At 40.8% G+C, this 25,354-nt stretch carries 15 protein-coding genes; all 15 read left to right on the top strand.

Annotation, left to right across the window (positions count from 1 at the left end; genetic code table 11):
• Window positions 1–59 precede the first annotated feature (59 nt).
• Window positions 60–1,685, top strand: coding sequence for an alpha,alpha-phosphotrehalase (treC, locus tag D8793_RS07035; RefSeq protein ID WP_125371301.1), 1,626 nt, complete (start codon window positions 60–62; stop codon window positions 1,683–1,685).
• 378 nt (window positions 1,686–2,063) lie between these two features.
• Window positions 2,064–2,861, top strand: coding sequence for a pyruvate formate-lyase-activating protein (gene pflA, locus D8793_RS07030; RefSeq protein WP_005590787.1), 798 nt, complete (start codon window positions 2,064–2,066; stop codon window positions 2,859–2,861).
• 348 nt (window positions 2,862–3,209) lie between these two features.
• Window positions 3,210–4,433, top strand: coding sequence for a glycosyltransferase (locus D8793_RS07025; RefSeq protein WP_125371387.1), 1,224 nt, complete (start codon window positions 3,210–3,212; stop codon window positions 4,431–4,433).
• Between the two features lie 166 nt (window positions 4,434–4,599).
• Window positions 4,600–5,859, top strand: a complete 1,260-nt coding sequence (gene secY2, locus D8793_RS07020) for an accessory Sec system protein translocase subunit SecY2 (protein ID WP_125371300.1) — start codon at window positions 4,600–4,602, stop codon at window positions 5,857–5,859.
• Between the two features lie 6 nt (window positions 5,860–5,865).
• Window positions 5,866–7,467, top strand: coding sequence for an accessory Sec system protein Asp1 (gene asp1 / locus D8793_RS07015; RefSeq protein WP_125371299.1), 1,602 nt, complete (start codon window positions 5,866–5,868; stop codon window positions 7,465–7,467).
• Entirely contained in the window at window positions 7,454–9,013 is a 1,560-nt protein-coding gene (asp2, locus tag D8793_RS07010; protein ID WP_125371298.1) for an accessory Sec system protein Asp2, read from the top strand. Before asp1 ends, asp2 begins: the two co-directional genes overlap by 14 nt.
• A complete protein-coding gene (gene asp3 / locus D8793_RS07005; RefSeq protein WP_125371297.1) occupies window positions 9,010–10,044 on the top strand; it encodes an accessory Sec system protein Asp3 in 1,035 nt (344 codons plus the stop codon). Before asp2 ends, asp3 begins: the two co-directional genes overlap by 4 nt.
• On the top strand, window positions 10,034–12,421 hold the full coding sequence (secA2, locus tag D8793_RS07000) for an accessory Sec system translocase SecA2 (RefSeq protein WP_125371296.1): 2,388 nt from the start codon (window positions 10,034–10,036) through the stop codon (window positions 12,419–12,421). The genes asp3 and secA2 overlap by 11 nt, the downstream gene beginning before the upstream one ends.
• A gap of 69 nt (window positions 12,422–12,490) precedes the next feature.
• The gene (locus D8793_RS06995) at window positions 12,491–15,406 is read left to right on the top strand and encodes a hypothetical protein (RefSeq protein WP_125371295.1); all 2,916 of its coding nucleotides are present in this window, start codon (window positions 12,491–12,493) and stop codon (window positions 15,404–15,406) included.
• Between the two features lie 63 nt (window positions 15,407–15,469).
• Window positions 15,470–16,645, top strand: a complete 1,176-nt coding sequence (locus tag D8793_RS06990; RefSeq protein ID WP_125371294.1) for a family 1 glycosylhydrolase — start codon at window positions 15,470–15,472, stop codon at window positions 16,643–16,645.
• Window positions 16,646–16,912: 267 nt separating this feature from the next.
• Window positions 16,913–17,767: a hypothetical protein gene (locus D8793_RS06985; RefSeq protein WP_125371293.1), complete on the top strand. Its 855-nt coding sequence runs from the start codon at window positions 16,913–16,915 to the stop codon at window positions 17,765–17,767.
• Window positions 17,768–17,781: 14 nt separating this feature from the next.
• A complete protein-coding gene (gtfA, locus tag D8793_RS06980; protein ID WP_125371292.1) occupies window positions 17,782–19,311 on the top strand; it encodes an accessory Sec system glycosyltransferase GtfA in 1,530 nt (509 codons plus the stop codon).
• A gap of 30 nt (window positions 19,312–19,341) precedes the next feature.
• On the top strand, window positions 19,342–20,670 hold the full coding sequence (gene gtfB, locus D8793_RS06975; RefSeq protein WP_125371291.1) for an accessory Sec system glycosylation chaperone GtfB: 1,329 nt from the start codon (window positions 19,342–19,344) through the stop codon (window positions 20,668–20,670).
• A 71-nt stretch (window positions 20,671–20,741) separates the two neighbouring features.
• Window positions 20,742–20,918, top strand: a complete 177-nt coding sequence (locus D8793_RS06970; RefSeq protein ID WP_125371290.1) for an XRE family transcriptional regulator — start codon at window positions 20,742–20,744, stop codon at window positions 20,916–20,918.
• Between the two features lie 431 nt (window positions 20,919–21,349).
• Window positions 21,350–25,354: KxYKxGKxW signal peptide domain-containing protein (locus D8793_RS06965; protein ID WP_185761031.1), on the top strand; the 4,005-nt coding region annotated here is incomplete at its 3' end.

Genomic DNA, 25,354 nt, shown 5'->3' with positions numbered 1-25,354 from the left:
TAGTTAACTCATGGGATGGTGGCTCTGAGCCCCTCCCTTTTATCAAAAAAGGAGAAGATATGACACTTGATAAAACAAAGGTTGTCTACCAGATTTATCCAAAATCTTTTAAAGACACGACTGGCAATGGTTTGGGAGATTTTCGCGGGATTATTGAAAAACTTCCCTACCTGAAAGAGCTGGGAGTGGATATGATCTGGCTCAATCCTTTCTATCCGAGTCCACAGAGGGACAACGGTTATGATATTTCTGACTACACTGCAGTTGATCCTATCTTTGGGGATATGACGGATTTTGAAGAGATGGTCAAGGTCGGCCAGCAGCATGGTATTGACTTCATGCTGGACATGGTTCTCAATCACTGCTCGATTGAACATGAGTGGTTCCAAAAGGCACTGGCTGGGGATTCCTACTATCAGGACTTCTTTATCCTGCGAGATGAGCCGACGGATTGGCTGTCCAAGTTTGGCGGCAGTGCCTGGGCGCCATTTGGCGATACGGGCAAATATTATCTGCATCTTTATGATGTCACTCAAGCAGATCTTAACTGGCGCAATCCTAATGTGCGTCAAGAACTCTTCAAGGTGGTGAATTTTTGGCGGGACAAAGGAGTCAAGGGCTTCCGCTTTGATGTCATCAATGTCATCGGAAAAGATGAGGTGCTGGCAGACTGTCCAGAGCAGGAGGGTAAGCCGGCCTATACCGATAAGCCAATCGTGCATGACTATCTGCGTATGATGAACGAAGCGACCTTTGGGCAGGACGATTCCTTTATGACGGTTGGTGAAATGAGTGCTACGACGATTGAAAATTGCATCCTTTACACCGCACCAGATCGGCAGGAGCTATCTATGGCCTTTAATTTCCATCATCTCAAGGTGGACTATGAAGCTGGACAGAAGTGGAGTCTTAAGGCCTTTGACTTTGAAGAGTTAAAACGCCTCTTCCATACTTGGGGCAAGGAAATGAGCGATCATGATGGCTGGTCGGCTCTCTTTTGGAACAACCATGATCAGCCACGAGCTCTCAACCGCTTTGTCGATGTGGAGAATTTCCGCAACGAAGGAGCGACCATGCTGGCAGCCAGTATTCATCTGTCGCGCGGGACGCCTTATATCTACATGGGTGAGGAGATTGGCATGGTGGATCCTAACTACGACTCCATGGAAGACTATGTGGATGTCGAGTCTCTCAATGCTTACCAGAGCCTGCTTGCTGAAGGTCAATTGCCAGAAGCAGCCTTCAGGATTATCAAGGCTAAATCTCGTGATAATTCTCGGACGCCTATGCAATGGGATGATTCAGTCAATGCAGGTTTTACAACAGGAACTCCATGGCTGAAGGCGGGCAAATCTTATCCTCTCATCAATGTGGAAAATGAAATCAAGGGACCGATCTTTACCTTTTATCAGAAATTGATTGCCCTGCGCAAGGAACTACCTATCATCGCAGAGGGCAGCTATCAGCCAGCCTATGAGGATAGTCCTCAGATTTATGCCTTTGAGCGGGAGTGGCAAGGACAAAAACTTTTAGTACTTAACAACTTCTATGCTGATCCGATTACGCTGGACATCCTACCAGACTATCAAAGCGGTCAGGTGCTGATTTCAAATTACGAGGAGCCAGCATTAGCCGCGACCATGACCTTGAAACCCTATGAAACGTTAGCTATTCTAGTGAAATAATGATTAAAATCAGCTTAAGCTTCTTTTAAGTATGGTGCAGTATACTAGAAGCATCAAATGAAGACCTCTTAACTTTATTTGATAGAAGGAGTCCTTTAGTTTAACAGATGAGCAGCTGTTATAGCTATAGTTCCGCACCTTTTTTTCATAACAATCTCCGAAAAGGTCGCCCTCTAGGGCGGCTTTTTTTATGGAGAAAGCTGGAAACGGAGAGAGGCAATTTCAAGAAAAACTGAAAAACTTTATCTGTTGTAACACAATGAAAATGAAACTGAAAAACAGTTTATTTTCTAAAAAATAGGCAGAATCTATCTATTTTCACTCGAATCGTGGTATAATGTAGTTATAGTAAAACGTTTTCAGGTAAAGAGGATTATTATGGTTGAAGAAGCGATTGATTATGGGAAAGTAACGGGAATGGTGCACTCTACGGAGAGTTTTGGAGCAGTGGATGGACCAGGTATCCGCTTCATCGTCTTTTTGCAGGGTTGTCATATGCGTTGTCAATATTGCCACAATCCAGATACTTGGGAGATGGAGACTAACAAGTCTCAACTGCGGACTGTGGATGATATCCTACAAGAAGCCCTTCGTTACAAAGGTTTCTGGGGTAATAAAGGTGGTATTACCGTCAGCGGGGGAGAAGCCCTTCTGCAAATCGACTTTCTGATTGCTTTCTTTACCAAGGCTAAAGAGCTGGGGATTCATTGTACGCTGGATACTTGTGCTCTGCCTTTTAGAAATACGCCTCGTTATCTAGAAAAGTTTAATAAACTGATGGCGGTGACGGATTTGGTTTTGCTGGATATCAAGGAAATTAATGAAGCGCAGCATAGGATCGTGACTACCCAGACCAATAAAAACATCCTGGCCTGTGCAAAATATCTCTCAGATATTGGAAAGCCAGTGTGGATTCGTCACGTTCTGGTGCCAGGCTTAACGGACCGTGATGAGGACTTGATTGAGCTAGGTAAGTTTGTCAAAACACTCAAGAACGTTGATAAGTTTGAAATCCTTCCTTACCATACTATGGGAGAATTCAAGTGGCGGGAGTTGGGCATTCCTTATTCACTGGAAGGTGTGAAGCCACCGACTGCTGACCGGGTCAAAAATGCCAAGGAGCTGATGCAAACGGAGTCCTATACCGAATATATGAATCGGGTGCATAATAACTAGTTGATGTAAGTAGGGGAAATGGACTGGAGAAAAGCCAGTCCATTTTTTTCAATAAAACACCGGCTAATTCTTCGGGATAGCCTAATTTTATAAGATTTGATAGCATGAGAGCACACATTTAAGTACGTTGCAGGTAGTGGTTGTCTGATTTTAAAAGGATGGATATATTAGAAGCGCTTATAGCAAGCTTTCTTCTTTTCGTGTGAGTAGCTTTCACCTCTATTTTAAGGCTAGAAAATTTAGGTCTAGCTTTCAAGAAGGTGTTTGAATAAAGGCGGAATTTATGGTATAATAAAGCCTAATAGCGATTTTTTTAGAGAATTGAATAAGCTTAGTGGGAGTAGTGTTTTGGAAAAGAAAAAAGCCATTGTGGTTTCGGGAGATTATGGGTATATTAGACAGATCGAGACGACAATAAAATCTCTTTGCTGTCACCATAAAAATTTAGATATTTATGTTTTTAATCAGGATATTCCTCAAGAATGGTTTTACTATACGCGTCGGAAGGTAGAAGCAGCTGGCAGTCAGTTGAACGATGTGAAATTATTCAATGACCAGATTGACGATCAGGTGAAATCAAAATGGGAAGCTGGAACTTACGCTCACATTAACTACATGGCTTATGGGCGCTATTTTATACCGAATTATGTTGCAGCAGATAAAGTTTTATATTTAGATTGTGATATTGTTGTGACACGAAATCTGGACCATCTTTTTGAGATAGATCTGGAGGATTATTATGTAGCAACGACTCGCGCGACATATGGAGTAGGCTTTGGCTTTAATTCTGGAATGATGCTCATCAATAATAAGCGTTGGCGTGAAGAAAACATGGCTCAGCAATTGGTTGAGTTGACAGATAGAGAATTAGCCAATTTTACTGAAGGTGATCAGTCTATCTTGAATTTGATGTTTGAGGGCAAAAAACTTGATTTGGAAGATACTTACAATTTTCAAATCGGTTTTGACATGGGAGCTGCGCTAGATAAGCATGACTGGATTTTCGAAATCCCACTCTCTCCACTACCTGCTGTTTTGCATTATATTTCTGGTCAAAAACCATGGAACACTGTTTCCAACATGCGTCTGCGTGAAGTATGGTGGTTTTACAATTCTCTTGATTGGTCTACAATTATTGAGACAGATGAATTTGATGTCGAGAAAGCTATTAAACAGAGGGATGAAGGCTTTGCTCTCCACTGTGTAACTTTGACAAACTCGGATAGGTTAGAGGGGATTGAAGATTTGGTGAAAGCATTGCCAAATTGCCTGTTTCATATTGCTGCCTACACACAGATGTCTGATAAGTTACTCAAACTGATGGCTTATGAAAATGTTCGTTTGCACCCTGCAATTTTGCCATATCCTTTGAGAGATTTACTTGCGAGCAGCGACATTTATCTTGATATCAATCACGATCAGAAATTCGATACTGTAATTAGAGAGTTTCAAGAGTCTGGTAAGCCTGTTTATGCCTTTGATAATGTACAAACAGAAGGGGTTTCAGAGCGAGTATTCTCACATGAGAATTATCAGGAAATGGTGGAAAAAATTCGATCAGATTTTAATTAAATGACGATTGCCCCACATTTTGTAATCAAAATAGAGAAAGCAAGTTGATTCCTTATCTATAATTCTATGGAATGGGCTTGCTTTCTTAAGTCTTTGGCTTAAAAGACAAGTTTATGTATGAAAAGAGGACTCTGGGCAAGTCCAAAATACAAATAAAGGATAATAAATGGAGCACTTTGGTCTTAAGAAAAAGAAGCATCAGAATATTTTTAGAAAGAGAATCCTCTTTACACTGTTCATTATAGCTATTTATATATTAGGAAGACATATCTTGCTTCCAGGCTACAATGGCAGTATGGAAGCTTTTCGGATAAAGGAAGACAATCCCTTGGCCGCTTTCTATTTGCTGGCAGGAATTGATGTTTCTCAGATTTCAGTATTTTCTTTGGGCTTAGGACCTTGGATTACGACGATGATTGTATGGCAAGTCATGAACCTAAAGAAAAGCTGGAATATACAATCTTGGTCCCTTAAAAAAACAGATTTCTTTCAAAAAATCTTAACCTTGTTCTTTGCGATTGTGCAGGGACTAGCCATTATGTACACCGCTTATAGAGGAAATGGTCGCTTTCTACTTCTTGTAGATGATTGGCTCTATAATCTAGCAGTTTTACTCACAGTTGTGACAGGCAGTTTTATCATTATTTGGTTGTCAAGTCTTAATACTCGTAAGGGAGTGGGAGGGTCAACCATTATTATCATTTCAGGGATTTTACTCCAGTTTGCTGACCAATTAATAGTCTTGCTTGGGAAATCCTTGTCTTCTGTCCGAGGAGGAATGATTTTAGTTGTGGCTCTATTAGCCTATCTTCTCTTGACCTTTGTTGCTGTTGTGTGTGAGAAAGCCGAGATACGTCTGCCTCTCAATCGGATCATGTTAAGCAGTCGCTACTATGATAAATCTTATTTGCCAATTAAGTTCATTCCTTCTGGTGGAATGCCCATTATGTATGCAACCAGTGTCTTGATGTTGTTCCAATTATTACTAGACTGGACGGGGAAAGGATTTTCACTAAAATTTGGGAATTTGTTTGACTTTACAAAGCCCTTGGGTCTATTTGTTTATCTAGTTGCGATTTACTTGTTGGGTATTTTGTTTGCCTATATCAATTTGGAACCGGAAGAGACAGCGAAACGCTTGCAGCGTCAGGGAGAATATTTTGACTATATTCAGCCTGGGAAAGAAACCTTAAAAGTGTTAAAACACTATATTTCTTTGCAATCAAATATAGGAGCTATTTATCTCATCTTGTATGTCGGCCTGCCCTATTTTATTAATTTCTTCTTGCCTTTACCAAGTTTCTTTTTGACCTTGCCAAGCACACTAGTCATTTTGATCAGCATGCTCTTGCCCTTGCGTGAAGAAATACGAATCTTAAGAATCGGGACTTATTATCATAAAGAACTAGAAGTAAAAGGAGAATAGAGGGATATGTTTTACTTTGTACCTTCTTGGTATAAACAAGATCGAAAATGGTATTCTACTGCCCTACCTTTCTATCTGCAGCCGAAAAATATGATGTTTGATGATGCCGTAAATTTATTGCGGATGTTTCAACAATCAGGAGAAGCCAACTCTGTCCTGATTTTGAATTATTCACCTCATATCCGGACTTTCTTTTATCAACAAAGACTTTCATCAGATGAAATGTGGAATCTATTTGATAGCATACAAGGTCTGACAGATGTGCCTGCACGAAAAATTTGTTTGGATGATTTGAAATGGCCGCAAGGAGCAGAAATCTTTTATACTCCTTTTATTGTAGATGTTCACGTCGATCACCTACCTCATGCTCAGATTAATTTTTCACAAATAGGTAATATTTTTGATATTACCTATTTTGAAAATAATCAGATAGATTATCAGCTTGTTTTTGATGACCGTGGCTTTGTCTCCAGTATTATCTATTTTGAGCACAATCAGCCTTATTATCAGGACTATCTGAATGCACAAGGGATATGGCAATTCAGAGAATTTTTGACAGCTGATAACCAGCAGGTCATTATCAATCCTGAGGCACAGGGCACATTTGCCAAGGATGTCTATCAGAATATTGAGGAGCTTGTTAAAGAAAAGCTAGAGCAGCATTTGGCTTCTGTTTTAACCAAGGATGATTCGATTATTGTTTCAGCAGATGTGCAGCATAATCATTTTTTCCAACAGATTAAGAAGGATCATCTTGTTGTTCTGTCCTTCTTTGGCAATCGCTATCCGATTACGAATACAGAACAATTATTCTCTGATTTAAAAGATACCCCATTTTTTGTGGTAGATAGCTTAGATAAAATTGTGAAGATTGCAGAACAAGTGGGGGAAGTAGAAGAAGAGCAACTTCCTGCTTATTATGAGATTCCACCCTATGATACACAGTTGAATCTTGGGCATAGTCAGCGGAAAAAAGAGTTGATTATCTATGTCAATTTCGATACTTTATCAGAACATCATCTTCAATATGTTTTTACTTCCTTGTTTGATATGATGTTGCAACATGAGTGGATTGACTTATTGGTTGGGACGCAGAGTCAAGATTTTGGTCGAGAAGCTTCTATTCGACAGTTTCTTGAGGAATCTTTATCATCAACAAAGTATGCAGAAAAATTGCTCCTTGTTGACAAGGATAAGGCTGCTAAGAGTGGTGATCCACGCTTAGAAGATGATGATAGCCTCAGAGAGCGAATTGATACTGTGGTGATTCATAGTGATACCGATTTGGCAAAGGCTCTGAAGTATGTTCGGGTCATCTTGGATTTGGGAAGCCCGGCAGATATCCGAACTCAAATTGCGGGTATCAGCGGAGGAATTCCTCAAGTGAATTTGTATAATTCTTCCTATGTGAAGCATGGCGAAAATGGTTGGATCATGAATGACATTTCTAACCTGATAGAGGCACTCTTGTATTACCTCACAGATTTGGAACACTGGAATCAGTCTTTGGTGCATTCGGTTAAGAGGATTGAGCTGTATACAAGGGGAGAAATTGTCGAAATGTGGAAAAATACGATAAAGGAATTAAAGCTAAATGAACAGAATTAGTGTCCTACAGATTGCCAATGAGAATTGGCAGCACCAATATGAGATTCCTAGTAATATCGCATGGACATTTGTTAAACCAGAAGATATCATGTCTCTCTTGCCAGAAGATATTGGTATTTTAAAAAAGGATGGGAAGAAACCGAAGGCTGCTAAGCCCTATGATGTTGTATTGGTCGATACTGTTGAGCATCTTGAGTACATCACAGTATTGGACAGCTTAATTCAGGTTTATCGCTTGTTTTATCATGAGCGCTGTCAGATCACTACAAAAACTTTGGAAAGATTCCTTTTACGCAAAAGGGCCGTTCAGTCTACTTTTGAAGATCCAGCTCAGATGCTGTATCTATTTTCAAGAGGCTTTTCTTCTAAGCAAAGTGGTACCAAGCTCAGTGTTAATCACCTAGCCGTCAATCCCTCCTTTTCAGGTCAGATTAACTATGAAGGAACTAACTATCTCCGTCTGTGTGGCCAATATGGTGAGGATTACCAAACTGTAGCAACCTATCAGTACAATATCTTTCTGAGTGCAGACGCCCCTTTGGATTTATGGCCAGAGTTCAGAAATTCTGAAGATTGCGCAATTCGTTATGTCATCAAGGGTTATCCAGTTGGCAATTCTCCTATGCAAGAATGGATTTATGATGAAGAATCTTTTGAGAAGCCTCTCGTTTTAGATACCAGCGATTCTTATTACCTAAGCGTCAGTGTTCAAGTAAAAGGTCAAGGAATTGTGAAAATTGGACCATTCCACCATCGCCAGTCTCATTTGGGTTATGGGGATTTATTGATCGGTGGAAATCGTGTCGTGGATAAAAATCGGGAGGAATTGATTTACTACTTCCATCCTGGTGATTTGAAGCCACCTCTCAATATTTATTTTTCTGGTTATCGTCCAGCTGAAGGATTTGAGGGATACTGGATGATGAACAATTTGGGAGCGCCTTTCTTGTTGATTGGAGATCCGCGTTCTGAGGGTGGTGCTTTCTATCTCGGCTCAGAAGAGCTAGAGCAAAAGCTTGTTCAGGTCATTCATCACTGTTTAGATGAATTAGGCTTTACAAGAGACCAGTTGACCTTATCCGGACTATCAATGGGGACCTTTGGAGCTCTGTATTATGCTTCCAAGTTAGAGCCTCATGCAGTGATTGTCGGTAAGCCCTTAGTAAATTTAGGCGATATTGCAGAGAATGAATCCACGATTCGTCCTGGAGGTTTCCCTACTTCTTTAGATTTGGTGTTTCGTACAACAGGAGAATTATCAGAGAAAGGAATAGCTCAACTTAATGAGCACTTCTGGACATCGTTCAAAGAAGCTAATTTTTCAAGGACGAAATTTATTGTGTCTTATATGTATCATGATGACTACGATGGTACGGCCTACCCTGATATGCTAGAAGAGCTAGGGAAGCGAGCTTATCGCGTTAATATCATTAGTAAAGGATTGACTGGACGACACAATGATGATACGCAAGGAATTGTCGAATGGTTCTTTAATCAGTATAAGACTTTATTAGTGAATAGTTTTGAAAGGAAGTTTGATTCGTGAGATACAAGGAAGAAATCTATTTTGCTTATTGGGATATGCAAAGTGTATCACAGTATCTATATGGATCGTCTGTGAAGCTGCTAGCAGATGGGCATGTTTTATATGAGAATCAGTTCATGCCGTCTGGTACAGTCATTCATGAATGGCATTCGCAAGCAAACTATCAGGCTTTGCGCAATACAAGCCAGCTTCCTGAATTGAAGCGAGGAGAAAAATATATCTTTGGCAGCCATCTGGAGACTCTTCCTGAAAATTCGACCTACTTGAAGATTGAATTTATGAATGCGCGTGATGAGGAGATTTTTAATCAAATCATTAAGCAGGGTGAGACGATGAGCGTTCGTGTTCCTAACAATACCCATCATTATAAAATTCAATTAGTGAGTTCAGGTTGCCATCGTTTCTTGTTTGAAAGCATCTATATTGCTGAAGAAGGTGTGGCAGATTATACTGTCGATCGCTATTGGATTTCGAAATTGTTGCATAAGGACGTCAATCAAGAGACGATTTACGTTTGCTTTACGGAGCCTGATTTCAATCGGACGGGCTACATTCCAGAAATTGTTCGGGAGCATTTTCCAAATTTGTTGGTAGTCAATTCTTCCTACAAAGACGCTCTTTTGTATATGGAAAAAGAGTTCTTCGAAATCTTACTTGGAACAATTGAAAAGCTGGCTCGAGAATATTCTTTTGAAAAGGTCGCTTTTGCTGGCTATGGGCCGATTTCAAATATGGCAGCCTTACTTTACTCACAGCAATTTGAAAATGCCTATGCTTTAGTGACTGATGATTTTATGTCAGAATTGGATTATCAGCATGTTCTTGATCGCTATCGAAATAGGGTGAATTATCCTTTATTTAGAGATTTGCTGCTGGAACGCTTCAATTCAGCTAGAGTAAAAGAGTATGCCCATCTGAAAAATAGGCCACGGGTACTAACCAAAATTGATTATTTGTTGGATCAGTCCTTTTTGCTTCAAAAAATAGACTTGGAGAAAACGGAAGAGTGGATGAGAAAGAATGAAGCTTAAAAAATTACATTTAGCTAATTCCTTTAAACTAAGGCGTTATAAAAAAATCTTAGAAAAGATTAATCAGCTTTCTGATAATTATACAGCCATGTCAGATAAAGAATTGCAGGCTAAAACTCAATGGTTTAAGGGCCGTCTTGCTGAGGGAGAAAGGCTGCAGGAAATTTTACCAGAAGCCTATGCCACCATTCGTGAAGCGGCTAAGCGTGTCTTGGGGCTCTATCCTTACGATGTACAAATCTTAGGTGCCTTAGTCATGCAAGACAATCAGATTGCCGAGATGAGGACGGGAGAGGGCAAAACACTAACAGCAATTCTTCCCTTGTACTTAAATGCCTTGACTGGAAACAGCACCATCTTGGTTACGGCCAATGAGTATTTGGCGATACGTGACGCTAAACAAATGGCTCCTGTTTTTCATTACTTAGGGATGACAGTTGGGATTGGTGTTTCAGAAAATCCAGCTAAAAAATTGAAGGTTGCGCAAAAGCAGCGGATTTATCAAAGTGATATCGTGTATACAACACATAGTGCGCTGGGATTTGACTACCTTGAAGAAAATTTAGCGACCTCTCAAGCAAAGAAATTCTTGCCTAAGTTCTATTTCTGTTTAGTGGATGAGGTTGATGCAGCTCTCTTGGATAGTGCACAGATGCCTCTGATTATATCAGGCTCTCCGCGGGTTCAGTCCAATCTATTTGTTACCTGTGATGAGTTTGTTAAGACCTTGAAGGAAGGGGAAGATTTTAAGCTAGATTCGACTCGGACTTCAGTCTGGTTGACGAGAAAAGGTGTCAAGGAAGCAGAAGTATACTTCCGTGTACAAAATGCTTACGATCCAAATAACTACCAACTGATCCGTCAAATCAATTTGGCCTTAAGGGCCAATCATTTATTTGAAAAAGATCGTCAGTATACTGTAGAAAATGGCGAAGTCAAGTTGATGGATGAGGCAACAGGGCGAGTTTTAGAAGGGAATAAACTTCAATCTGGTTTGCATCAAGCCTTGGAAGCGAGAGAACGCGTAAAGATTTCCTTAGAAACACGTTCCATGGCCTCTATTACCTATCAAAATCTGTTCAAGATGTTTCCTAAATTGGCGGGGATGACGGGTACAGGCAAGGTCTGTGAAGATGAATTTCGTGAAGTGTATGACTTGGGAGTGGTCGTTGTACCAACTAGAAAACCCAATCAACGGATTGATTATCCAGATGAGATCTATCTAACTATCCCTCAAAAACTTTATGCTTCTTTGGATTATATTAAAAAACTACACAAAAAGGGGCAGCCAGTTTTGATTGCGACAGGATCGGTAAGAATGTCAGAAATTTACTCCATGCTCCTGTTGCAGGAAGGGATTGCTCATAATGTGCTAAATGCCTACAATGCAGCAAAAGAAGCAGAGATGATTGCACAGGCTGGTCGGCGTTCTGCGGTAACCGTCGCAACCTCTATGGCTGGTCGTGGAACGGATATTATCCTAGAAGAAGGTGTTGCTAAATTAGGCGGACTGGCGGTTATTGGAACAGAGAGAATGTCCAGTGAACGAGTGGACTTGCAGCTTCGTGGTCGTGCAGGCCGTCAAGGCGCACCTGGACTAAGTAAATTCTTTGTTTCACTTGAAGATGATATTATCACAAAGACTGGCAGTAAGTGGATCAATGATTTTTATCAAAAAGAAGTCGCCAAGCCAGAGGAAAAACAGAAGGTTCATCTAAAATCTGTTCGTATTAAATATGAGGTGACAGAAGCTCAGAGAAACAGCGACAATGCGGCAGCTGCTTCAAGACGATCAACAGAGCAGTATGACGAAAGTATCCGAATTCAACGGCAGATCATTTATAACAAGCGCAATGACATTATTGCTCATTCTGACTTTAAACTAGAATATTTTTTATCTGTTTTATCAGATGCTATGGACGCCTATATAAATAAGCATCCATTTAGAGAGCATGCCGATCTGTATCGATTTGTTTTGGATAACATTAGTTACTATTGTCAAGGAATTCCAAGAGATTTAGATGTGACAAACATTCGTCAGGTTAAGAAGTTTCTATCTAAGCTTTTCATTGAAGAATATCAGCGAAAACGCGATAGAATTGAGGATTCAGAACTGTTTGGGCAGCTTCAGCGCATCGCAGTGTTAAGAGCAGTGGATGATTGCTGGGTGGAGCAAGTTGACTATCTCCAACAATTTCAAACTTTAGTGGTTAGTCAAGGTTATGCACAAAAGAATCCTGTATTTGAGTTTCATAAAGAGGCTTTTGAGTCATATAAGAGAATGAATGCAGACATGAATCTTAAAATTATAAAAAATATGGCGCTTAGTTATGTCAATGTTCAGCCTACAGGGAAATTAGAGGTTTTCTTTGGCTAAAGTTTTGACAGATTGTGCTATAGACTTTATAATAAGGATATAACTGCATTCGGGAGAAAATGTATATTTATGGGTAAGAATAATAAAGCAAAAGCAAAGGGGTTTAAGCGCGTTATATCGAAGTTTAAACGATTGGTGACGGAGGATGATAATTATTATGATCCGGATGCAGCCATCTTAAAACCGATTAGCCGAAAACCCCAAGAGCAGAATCAGGTTGTGTTAGGTATTAATGAAGAATTAAAACCACAGACAGAGCCAATTTCTATTATGGAAGACTTTGAAGATTTTCAAGCCAACAATAGCTTGGTAGTAGACGATCTGATAAAAAATGTCAGCCAAAGTTTATCAATGAGTGTTTCGACTTCAATGAGTTTGTCTGCTGAACATTTCGATAGTGATTCTGTTTCAACAAGTGAGAGTCCTCTTCAAGATTCGCTGTGGGAAAATGATTCATTAGAGACTTATTCATTAGAGACTTATTCTTTAGACTCTTCTTCTCACATTATCGATCAATCAGATTCAGAATCTGAGCTGGTTCTTGAGGATGAATCTCTATCCGCCTCTATTAGTGCGAGTGAGAGTCTTTCTGAGTCTGAATACTGGAGTATTTTTGAATCTGAATCTCTCAGTATATCAGAGTCAGATTCGCTTTATGAGAGTGAATGGCTATCCGCTTCTATCAGCACGAGTGAGAGTCTTTCCGAGTCTGAATACTGGAGTATTTTCGAATCTGAGTCCCTCAGCATATCAGAGTCAGATTCGCTTTATGAGAGTGGATGGCTATCCGCTTCTATCAGTGCAAGCGAGAGCCTTTCCGAGTCTGAGTACTGGAGTATCTTTGAATCTGAATCTCTCAGCATATCAGAATCAGATTCACTTTATGAGAGTGAATGGCTATCCGCTTCTATCAGTGCAAGTGAAAGTCTTTCCGAGTCTGAATACTGGAGTATCTTTGAATCTGAATCTCTCAGCATATCAGATTCAGATTCACTCTATGAGAGTGAGTGGTTATCCGCTTCTATCAGTGCCAGCGAGAGCCTTTCCGAGTCGGCTTCTATCCTTCTTAGCGAATTCGTTTCAACTTCGGTAGCGAATAGTCAGTCAGTTTCTCTGTCAGAATCCATTAGTGCTAGTCTGAGTTTTTCAGAATCTGAGTCTCTCAGTGCCTTAGAAGAGGCTTCTCTGAGTCTTTCAGATCCAGTTTATGAGGAGGAAGCTGATTCATCTTCAGTAAACGAGAATAAGCCGGATACTTTCTTGATTTCTCTTAGCACTAGCCTGAGCCTCTCTACTTCTGAATGGTTGGCTCAGTCTGAGTTTACTTCACTTAGCCTTTCGGCATCTGAATCTTTGAGCATCAGTCAGTCTCTCTCTTTGAGTGAAGCATTTTCTCAACTTCTTTTTGAATCTGAATCAGCTAAGGAGAGTCAGCAGCTATCAGAATCACTTAGCTATAGCCAGTCCCTTTCTCTTTCAGAATCTTTGAGTGAATGGACAGTAACTTCTCTCAGTCTCAGTGAGTCAATCTCTTTGAGCGAGTCAATTTCCCTGAGTGAGTCCATTGCCGAGTATACTTGGTTAAGTTCTTCATTGTCGGTTAGTGCCTCTGTTGCTCAATCCGAATTGGAAAGCCAATTGACATCAATTTCCGAGTCTATTAGTGTATCAGAATTTCTCAGTCAGAGTGTGAGCGTCTTCACTTCTTACAGCTTGAGTGAGTCAGTTTCCTTGAGTGAATCCGAAAGTCTCAGTGCGTCAAGCTCCTTCAGTTTGAGTGAGTCAACTTTCTTGAGTGAATCTGAAAGCCTTAGTCAGAGTCTCAGCCTTTCAGAATCCTTGAGCCAGAGTGTCAGCACTTCACTCTCTTTAAGCCTCAGTGAGTCAATTTCAGTCAGTCAATCTGAACAAGAGAGCCAGAGTCTTAGTGTGTCTGAATCCTTGAGTCATAGTGCAAGCATTTCGACTTCCTTTAGTTTGAGCGAATCACTTTCCGAGTATACTTGGCTCAGTTCGTCACTCTCAGTTAGTGCTTCTGTTGCCCAATCTGAATTGGAAAGCAAGTTAACATCGCTTTCCGACTCTATTAGTCAGAGTGCTTCACTCTCTCTGAGTGTTTCAGAATCTCTCAGTCAGAGTGCAAGCCTTTCAACTGCCTTTAGTTTAAGTGAATCAGTTTCCTTGAGTGAGTATGAAAGCCTTAGTCAGAGCCTCAGTGTTTCAGAATCCTTGAGTCAAAGCCTGAGTGTTTCAAGCTCCTTGAGTTTGAGTGAGTCCGAAAGCCTTAGCCAGAGTCTCAGTATCTCTGAATCATTAAGTGAAAGTGCGAGCCTTTCAACTTCTTTAAGTTTGAGTCAATCAATTTCAGAGTATAATTGGCTCAGTTCTTCACTCTCAGTTAGTGCTTCTGTTGCCCAATCTGCATATGAGAGCAAGTTAATTTCAGTTTCAGAGTCGGCTAGTCAGAGCACCTCAACCTCTATCAGTCTTTCCGAATCTCTTAGTCATAGTGTCAGCATCTCAACTTCCTTTAGTTTGAGTGAATCGATTTCCCTGAGTGAATCAGAGCAAATCAGTCAAAGTATTGTGAGAGTTTCGTTATCTGAATTTTATAGCATTTCAGTTTCAGAGTTGCTTTCTTATAGACAGAGCGTTTCAGAGTCTAAGTCTATTTCACAAAGTTTATACATCTCAGAATCTCTCTCAAATAGTTTGTCAAGAACTGAATCCATGCGTTTTGCTTATCAACAAGAATCGCTTGATAGTATGAACCTTGCATCTCAGGAATTTTCAGAGGCAGTTGCACTATCTCAAGAAAGCTTGTCTGTTCAAGTCTCTACAACTCCAAACTTGAGCGTGACAGATCAAGAGGCATATCAGATGGTAAGACCAGGTTTACAGCCAATTTCTCCTGACCTAAAAAATGTCGCTAGTACATTATCTGGATTGGCTTCTATCGCTCAAAATAAGAAAGATCAGCGATAATTTTAAAGATACTAGAGGATACAATAGTATCCACATATATTCACAAAATCAAAAGGAGTCATTATGATTAGAAATACGATGCCCAACAGCAATAAAGGTTTGGGAACGACGGATGTATTACCAATTAGTGAACCACGTATAGGAGTACTGACAGGGGAAGTCAACTACAAAAAAGTACCAATAGGTGCCTATGATCTTTTGGGGCAATTTACTTTAGCGAGTCAACCGGATTATGTTAGTGATTTGAATATGATTCAATCGATGGGCTTCAATGTTTATAGAATTTCTATCTCTTGGGCACGAATTTTCCCAACTGGAGAAGAAGCGCAGCCAAGTGAAGAAGGTTTGAAATATTATGAGACTATCATTGATCAAGTTTTGCAAAAGGATATTGAACCGATTGTAACTTTAAGTCATTTCGATCTTCCTCTTCATCTGTATGAAAAATACGGTGCGTGGAAGAGCCGCAAGATGATTGAACTTTATGAGCATTATACAGAAGCTGTTTTCAGACATTTTAAAGACAAGGTAAGATATTGGATTACCTTTAATGAATTTAATATTTTACACCATTTACCATATCTTGGTGGCGGTCTGTCCTTTGAAGATGGAGAAAATCGGAACCAACGAATCTGGCAGGCGGCTCACTATCAATTAGTCGCTTCGGCACGTGCTGTTAAGCTTGGAAAATCAATTAATCCAGAATTTCAATTTGGTGGCATGTTGGTAGTCAGTCGTAACTATAGTCAGAATCTAGATAGTGCGATTGATGCGATGGAAGCAGAAGTTAAGAACCGTGAAAACTATGTCTTTACAGATGTACAAGTTCGTGGTTCTTATCCAAACCATTTCTTGCGCCGATTAGAGCGTGAGCAGATTGCTTTGGATATTGAAAATGATGACTTCTTTGACTTACGAGTCGGAAAGGTTGATTTTGTTAGCTTTAGTTACCATGCATCTAGTAATTCTCAAGAAGTCTTTATCAATAAATATGGCTATAATAACACCAATAAGAATCCAATTGATCCTGTAGGTCTTCGTCTAGCTATGAATAATCTTTATGACCGCTATCAAAAGCCACTATTTATTGTGGAAGATGATCTAGTATTAGATGAGTCAGACAGCCGATCAATAGAAGAGCTAAAAACGAATATTCAAGAGATCGTTAAAACAGTAGAATATGATGGCGTTGAACTTCTTGGCTATACACCTCTTAGCTGGGTAGATCTCAATTTCTAAACTAGATGATTTTACATCTAGTTACCTTTTATGAAAATACCTGAATGGATCATACATCATCTATTCAGGTGTTTTTGCTTATAAAAGAATAAGGTTACAAAACTAAGAGAACCATGGAACTAGCAGGTGGATAGAATTTTATTAGCTCTTGTAGTATCCGGATTTTTTTGCTCGGAGGCTTATAAAACAATGGTAATAAGCGTCATTTTATGCTACAATTGATAAGATAGTATATAATTAGAATAAATGAAGAATAGAGGGAGCAGAATGAGACTTAAAAAGACCCTATTTGGTAACTATCGTGCCAAGGAAGTTGAAGAATACATTGAATCGTTAGAAGAAGGATTTGATAGTGAAATTCGTAAAAAGAATGAGAAAATTGAATCTTTACATAAAAAAATGGATGCTTTAAAGAACCAAGAAAGAGAAATCGGTGAAGCCGTTGTTTATGCTAAATCGCTGATTATTGAAGCACATGAAAAGGCAGAAAAAGAGGCTCAAGAGGTTCTAGAGAAAGCTCAAAAAGACTTCTTACAAGTAAGATCGTCTATCCTTGAAGAGATCGATGAATTGACGAAAAAACGTCTTGAAACGGAACAACTCTATAAGGCGCAAAGGGAAAAAATCAAAGAGCTTCTTAGTCAAATTGGTCAGATTCTAGACGAAGAAACTTTAGAGGGTCAAATTGATATCGCAAGTCTAATTGAGGAAGCTTCGGAAGACGACGAATTTGCAAGCATATTTGATACTCCTTTAGAGGAAGATGAAGCTACGCGTTTGTTTGATACGCCTTTGGAAGAAGACGAAGCTTCAAATGAGCAAGTTGAAGCTGAAAGTCTATTCGATGAAGCTTCTCTTGAAGCGCACGAAGAAGAAGTAAATGAATCAGATGCTTTTGGTGAGAAAGAAGTCCCAGTAGAAATCTCTGCTCCACAAAAAGAAGTTGTAAATATTGAGCAAACATTTGCTAAGACAGGTACAGATAGCTCTGTTCCCGTTACTTACTTCACTTCTCCTGTCAAAAAGTCTAAAGACGAAGATAAAGATAAAGAAAAAGATAAAAAGAAGAAAGGAAAAATCATCAAACGCCTTTCAAGAATTAAAAAAGATAATCTTTTGTAAGAGGAACATGGTTTATGACAATTTATAACATCAACCTAGGAATTGGTTGGGCAAGCAGCGGGGTTGAGTACGCACAAATTTATCGTGCAAAATTACTTCGCAGTGTGGGCTTAGAGGCAAAATTCATCTTTATGGATTTTATTTCAGCCGATAATATTGAACATTTGACGAAGAATATCGGCTTTGAAGACTCGGAGGTCATTTGGCTCTATCAGTATTTTACAGATGTTAAGATTGCTCCAACGACCTACACTCTGGCACATGTTTTAGCTAGTTTTGATAGAGAACCTCTAGAAATCGTCCGTAATCCTGAGAACAAGACCTTTCGGATCCTGTTTGGAGATAATGATTTCGTAACGTGCTACTCATGCGATATGGATAATGAACTGATTGAGCGGGCAGAGATTGTTTCGCGTGGCTGTCTCATTCAGAAAGAATATTATACTTATACTAAAAACTTTATTGAATACTATAGTCCTGTAGATGGTCGGGCTCGTCTCTACCAACGGACTTGGGTCAATGAAGACGGTAGTGTGGCTTACGAAGAGATTATCGATGAAGTAGACGGTAAGCAAGAAACGCAAGTTTATCGTTTTCCAGATCAGGTCTTCTACTCCAAGCAGGAGTTTGTTGCTTATTTCATGAGAAGTTTGAAGTTGACAGACAAGGATTTACTGATTCTAGACCGGGAGACAGGTATTGGCCAGCCAATCTTCGCTAATAAGGGGGCTGCTAAACTAGCTGTCATCGTTCACGCAGACCACTTCAGTGAAAATCCCGCAGAAAAAGAGTATATCTTGTGGAATAATTACTACGAGTATCAATTTGAATATGCGGAAGAGGTGGACTACATCATCAACTCGACGGATGCTCAAACAGAGCTTCTGAAAGAGCAGTTTGCTCAATATACCGACATCAAGCCGAAGAATATTTTAACTATTCCTGTGGGTAGCTTGGATCAGCTGCGCCGACCAGAAGGTCAGCGGAAACCTTTTGGTTTGATGACAGCTTCTCGTTTGGCCAGTGAAAAGCATATTGATTGGCTGATTCACTCTGTGGTGAAGGCGCATGAACAACTACCGGAAATCACCTTCGATATCTATGGTACCGGTGGTGAGGAAGCTATGCTGCGGAAGCTGATTGCGGATCTGCAAGCAGAAGAGTATATTCGACTGATGGGGCATCATCATATGGCGGATATTTACAAAAATTATTCCGCTTATCTAGCAGCATCTACAAGTGAAGGTTTTGGTCTGACTCTGTTAGAAGCAGTAGGTTCTGGCCTGCCAATTATTGGTTTTGATGTACGTTATGGAAATCCAACCTTTATCCGTGATGGGGAAAATGGCTACTTGATTCCTAAGGCTCGTCCAGATGATCTAGATGCCATGACGACAGAGTACGCAGAAAAGATTGTTCAGCTATTAACTCAACATTCTCAGGAAGATTTATCCCGTGTATCCTACGAGATAGCTGAGCCTTACCTTGATGAGCATATTGCCCAGCGCTGGTCTGATCTTGTCCAATCGGCTCAGACTAACTAAGTAGGATTCAGAAAGAAAGGCATAACCACTATGATTTGTTTGTTTGACCGCTATGATCAAGCAAGTTTTGATTTATTACGTTCATTAAAAGCAACAGGACTTGATTGTCCTGTTGTTGTTGTACAAGACGATGGCTATCTTTCACCAGATGTCGAGTCTCCTTACAGTTATTTTACAGGAGATTTGGACACACCAGAGGGCCGTCCAATTTATTTTAATCTTGTCCCCAAACCGCACCTATGGGAGATTCGCTCCAGCAATGTAAATGGGGAAATCTTGGATATGGGAAAGAAGCGTGCCAATATTTTCTATCGCCAACCGACGCATGAAAGACGTGTGCGGGCTGTCGAATGGCTGGATACAGAGGGGCAGGTTCGAGCGGCAGATATCTACAATCGCAAAGGACGGCTTTTTGCACAAATAACCTACGACCAGACACAACGTCCGACCCATACTCGTTATTTTGACCAGAGCAATGTCGTGGTCATTATGGAAAATCATCTGACTGGTGATATCATCTTGACACTTGAAGGAAAGCGTCATATCTTTAAATCTAAACAAGAATTTGTCGTCTTTTATCTGCAATATCGTGGATATGATACAGATCGTATTATTTATAATTCTCTAGCAACCCCCTTCTTGGTCGCCTACTCTCTTCGTCCTAAAAATGGTCGTGCAGAAGATGTTCTTTTCTGGCAAGAGCCTATCGGAGAAGCCTTACCTGGAAATATGAAAGTAGCTATGAAAATGCCTCATCGCAATATCCGCATCGCTGTTCAGGACAGGCAGGTATATGAGAAAATTCAAAGCTTGGCAATACCAGAAGAAAAAGTCTATTTCCACAATATTGGTTATATTTATGATTACCAGCGTCTTAATAATATGAATCCAGAAGCCTTGATTTTGACCAATAGTGATCAACTTGAGCAAATAGAGCAGCTCTTGAATCAGTTGCCAAATGTACATTTCCATATTGGAGCCATCACAGAAATGTCTAGCCATTTGATGGGGCTCAATCGTTATCCGAATGTTTCGCTTTATCCAAATATTCGTCCGGCAAAGGTTGCAGAGCTTTTTGAGAGATGTGACTTGTATCTAGATATCAATATCAGCGATGAAATCCTCAATGCATGTCGCACAGCTTTTGAGAACAACATGCTGATTCTCAGCTTCAAAAATACTTGCCATAGCCATCGATTTATTGCGGATAATCACATTTATGCGCCAGAAAATGTCTCAGGCATGGTGGATAAGATTCAAAGTGTCCTTGCCCACTCATCAGAGATGGAAGCGGCACTTGCTAAGCAAAAACAGGTGGCGAATCAGGCTGATCTGGAAGCCTACAAGGCAATTTTATAAGCTAAGAAGACAAGGGCTTGCTTTCGATGAAGGCAAGTTCCTTCATGCAGATTTAGTAAGGGAGGACAATCATGCCAGAGAAGAAAAAGGGAATTCTGCAGGAACATATCAACGAGCAACTAGATAATCGTAGAAAACCGTTGAAAAGAGAGAAGCAAGAGTTTAGTATGATTGCAGTTTTAGGCGGTATTCTTTTTCTTATCACCCTCTTGGTCACAATCATCATGCAGTTGGGACACTTTTTCTAGGATTTTTTCTGGATGGAGGAGGTCTCTGGAAAAGATGAACCTTGACGAGCAAATCGTCAAGGTTTTTTTGCCTCTATCTAATTGAACTAGTGTGAAAGGGGGAGTAGGGGGTTCGAAAGATAATAAAACGCTTTCAACAATTTGAAGCTTAAAAGCGGATTTTCTGAAAAAATTAGCTATTTTCATTTGTTATTTTACATATAATTACTTGAAAAGGGGAATCCGTTTTGGTAAAATGATGAGTGGTATATACTGGATAAAAACGGCTGGTATATCCCAGATGGAATCTGCTTTTTCTGAGTCAAAGGGATAAAAACTGAAACTGACTGCAACTTTTATTAACTCTGGTTTTGGGAGGCAGCGCAATCTACACTTTGTTAATGGTCATGAGATTAACAAAGGGTCGCAATTGGATAAAAGAAAGGAATCGAATGTTTCGAAGTAAAAAATTTAACAAAGATTTCGAGATCGTAGATGAGAAAAAGCGTTATAAGCTTTACAAGTTGGGTAAAAACTGGGTAAAAGCCTCGAACTCTCAATTGGATCTCTTTCGTATCGGTGGGGTGGGCGAAGTTGTATCTAGTACCCTGTCAGACACTGAAGAACTTGATCACGCACACCTTAGTTTTAACACGCTAGCGGGTATAGGGGGAATCCTGGCCGCGGGGGCTGCAGGATTTGTGATGACTCAAGAGCAAACTGTTTATGCGGATGAAACATCTGAGTATACAGAAAAGGATAAAACAGTCATCGCAGCTGAATCGAAAGCGGCTGAAACAACTGAAACAAGTGCCAACTCAATCATCGCTCAAGCGCAAGCAGAAGTAAAGAAAGCTCAAGCAGAACAAGCGTCTGCAACAGCTTCTGTATCAGTCAGTCAATCTGTTGAGGATCAAGCGAGTGCGAGTCAGTCAGTTTCAGTCAGTCAATCTGCCTCAGCAAGTCAGTCAGCTTCAGTCAGTCAATCTGCCTCAGCAAGTCAATCAGCATCAGCTCCTACATCAGTCTCAGCAAGTGCAAAAGCATCTGCATCAGTAAGCTCTACACCATCAGAGTCAGCAAGCGCTCAAGCACCTGCCTCTGTAGTTGAGAGTACATCAGTTGTTAGCGAACCATCAGCTCAGGCTTCTGTGTCTACCTCAGCTTCTGCATCGCTCAACCTTAAGGTCAACCCTGCGGCAAGTCTTGTATCAGGTAGTGCTAACCAAAGTTTGGCAAGTGCAGCTCTTAGCACAAGCCAAGCAGCAACAACAAGCAACAACATCGCAGCTGGTGTTGTAGCAGATAAGAACCAAGCCCAAGGTAAGGATACAACCAAGCAAGCTGAGAAAAACCAAAAGGTTGACAATACTGTAGCGACTGCACCAAAGACAGGGTATTCTGGATTTAGAGCAAATCCGATCGATACTGGATCAAAAGAACCTTTCTTTCTAAATACCGATCCATATAGCATCAATTCTCCAGAAACAACGGGTCGTTTAAATAGACAACGGGTCTTTCTGGGACGAGAAGGTGTTCCTTTCTCAGTGACATATTATATGCATAAGTCTCAATTTGATGCAGACGAATATCCTTACGGTTCATATAAGGATAGTGAGTTCGCAGGACTTTCTCCAAGAACAACTCTAGAGACTCGAAACTGGGAAGAAGCACAAGAGAAATATAATATTACCGCGGAAACAGGTCGTGTGGAAGTGGCACCCGGACGTTATATCCCATATATAACTTTCAAGAGTGACAATCCAAAAGCAGTAAACAGTACTTTTTATATGAATGCGACCTTTGACGGACGTAGTTTTCCTGAAACCAACATAAAAGTAAGTCTTACTACTACTCAGTTTAAGGGTCCTGCCGTAACGTATGATGCTGAAGGGAAACAAGAAGCACTGGCTCCTCTTGCAAAATATAAAGTAGGAGACAAAGTTAATGAAACTTTATATTTCCATAATGATAAACAGTATAGATATGAGCAAGATGCTAAAAATTCTATGTCTTTGTACACTGGTAATGGTGGTACAACCAAATATAGTGGCTTGAGGTATGTTACAGGGGTGGAAAGGCGTGCTGATTTCACCTATGTTCCAAAAGTCACTATTACAGGGACCGTTTTAACTGAAAATCCTAATGTGCTCGTCAGACATACTAATGGATCGGGTGGTAAGGATGCTGACTTCTTTAGCTATCTAGGCCGTCCAGAAGAAGTTGTAACTGAGGCTGCGCAGGAGTCAATTATCAACAAGAGCAAAGATTCACTAATTCCTTCCCCTGAACCACTAGTTCCTGAGATTGAAGTCGGTAAACGAGTTAATGAAACTTTATATGTTCATGATGGTAATAACAAAGGAGATAAGTCTGTTGGTTCTTGGCAGAGTTCTTACCTTGCAGATCAAGCGGTTGAACTGATTCATGGCAAGAAAGAACTAGAAGCACTTGGATTAACAGTTACTACTAGAACCGATGAACCAGGGGCTGGTAAAACTGGCTATATCCCATCTATCCAAATTTCTGGAACGCCTACTGGAACAGGAACTGTAACACTCAAATATAAGATCACTGACGAAGCGGGACAGCTTAACTTTAAGGACATTCAAGTAAATGTTAAAGAAAGCGGATCCCTTAGCCAATCAGTTTCAGCTTCTGTATCTGCAAGTCAAAGTGCTTCAGCATCTATCTCAGCAAGCATCAGTGCTAGCCAATCAGCATCAAGCTCAGTAAATGCTAGCCAAAGTGCATCAGCAAGCCAATCAGCCAGCGCATCCGTATCAGCTAGTCAAAGTGCTTCAACATCAGTAAGCGCGAGCCACTCTGCGTCAATTAGTACGAGCCAAAGCGCTTCAGCATCTATCTCAGCAAGCATCAGTGCTAGCCACTCAGCATCTGTATCAGCTAGCCAAAGCACTTCAGCTTCTGTATCTGCAAGTCAAAGTACTTCAACCTCAGTAAGTGCAAGCCAAAGCGCTTCAGCATCAGTAAGCTCAAGTCAATCAGCTTCAGCTTCTGTAAGTGCAAGTCAATCAGCTAGCGCATCAGTATCTGTAAGTCAATCAGCTTCAGCATCTGTATCAGCTAGCCAAAGCACTTCAGCGTCAGTATCTGCAAGTCAAAGTACTTCAACCTCAGTAAGTGCAAGCCAAAGCGCTTCAGCATCAGTAAGCTCAAGTCAATCAGCTTCAGCATCTGTATCAGCTAGCCAAAGCACTTCAGCGTCAGTATCTGCAAGTCAAAGTACTTCAACCTCAGTAAGTGCAAGCCAAAGCGCTTCAGCATCAGTAAGTGCTAGTCAATCAGCATCTGTATCAGCTAGCCAAAGTGCCTCAGCTTCAGCATCTAACAACCAGAACTCAGCGTCTATCTCAGTAAGCGCGAGCCACTCTGCGTCAATTAGTGCGAGCCAAAGCACTTCAGCATCTATCTCAGCAAGCATCAGTGCTAGTCACTCAGCTTCAGTATCTGCAAGTCAAAGTACTTCAGCATCAGTAAGCGCAAGCCAAAGTGCCTCAGCTTCTGTATCAGCAAGCATCAGTGCTAGTCACTCAGCATCAGTATCAGCTAGCCAAAGCGCATCAGTTTCTGTATCTGCAAGCCAAAGTGCTTCAACCTCAGTAAGCGCAAGCCAAAGTGCCTCAGCTTCAGCATCTAACAACCAGAACTCAGCGTCTATCTCAGTAAGCGCGAGCCACTCTGCGTCAATTAGTGCGAGCCAAAGCACTTCAGCATCTATCTCAGCAAGCATCAGTGCTAGTCACTCAGCTTCAGTATCTGCAAGTCAAAGTACTTCAGCATCAGTAAGCGCAAGCCAAAGTGCCTCAGCTTCTGTATCAGCAAGCATCAGTGCAAGTCACTCAGCATCTGTATCTGCAAGTCAAAGTACTTCAACCTCAGTAAGTGCAAGCCAAAGCGCTTCAGCATCAGTAAGCTCAAGTCAATCAGCCTCAGCTTCTGTAAGTGCAAGTCAATCAGCTAGCGCATCAGTATCTGTAAGTCAATCAGCTTCAGCATCAGTAAGTGCTAGTCACTCAGCATCAGTATCAGCTAGCCAAAGCGCCTCAGTTTCTGTATCTGCAAGCCAAAGTGCTTCAACCTCAGTAAGCGCAAGCATCAGTGCTTCAGCATCAGCATCTAACAACCAGAACTCAGCGTCTATCTCAGTAAGCGCGAGCCAGTCTGCGTCAATTAGTGCAAGCCAAAGTGCTTCAGCTTCTGTATCAGCAAGCATCAGTGCAAGTCACTCAGCATCTGTATCAGCTAGCCAAAGCGCCTCAGCTTCTGTATCTGCAAGTCAAAGTACTTCAGCATCAGTGAGCGCAAGCATCAGTGCCTCAGCTTCAGCATCTAACAACCAGAACTCAGCGTCTATCTCAGTAAGCGCGAGCCAGTCTGCGTCAATTAGTGCGAGCCAAAGCGCCTCAGCGTCTGTATCTGCAAGTCAAAGTACT

Source organism: Streptococcus cristatus (genome assembly GCF_003943465.1).
In the GTDB taxonomy this organism is placed as follows: domain Bacteria; phylum Bacillota; class Bacilli; order Lactobacillales; family Streptococcaceae; genus Streptococcus; species Streptococcus cristatus_C.
This window is presented reverse-complemented; position numbering and strand designations above follow the sequence as displayed.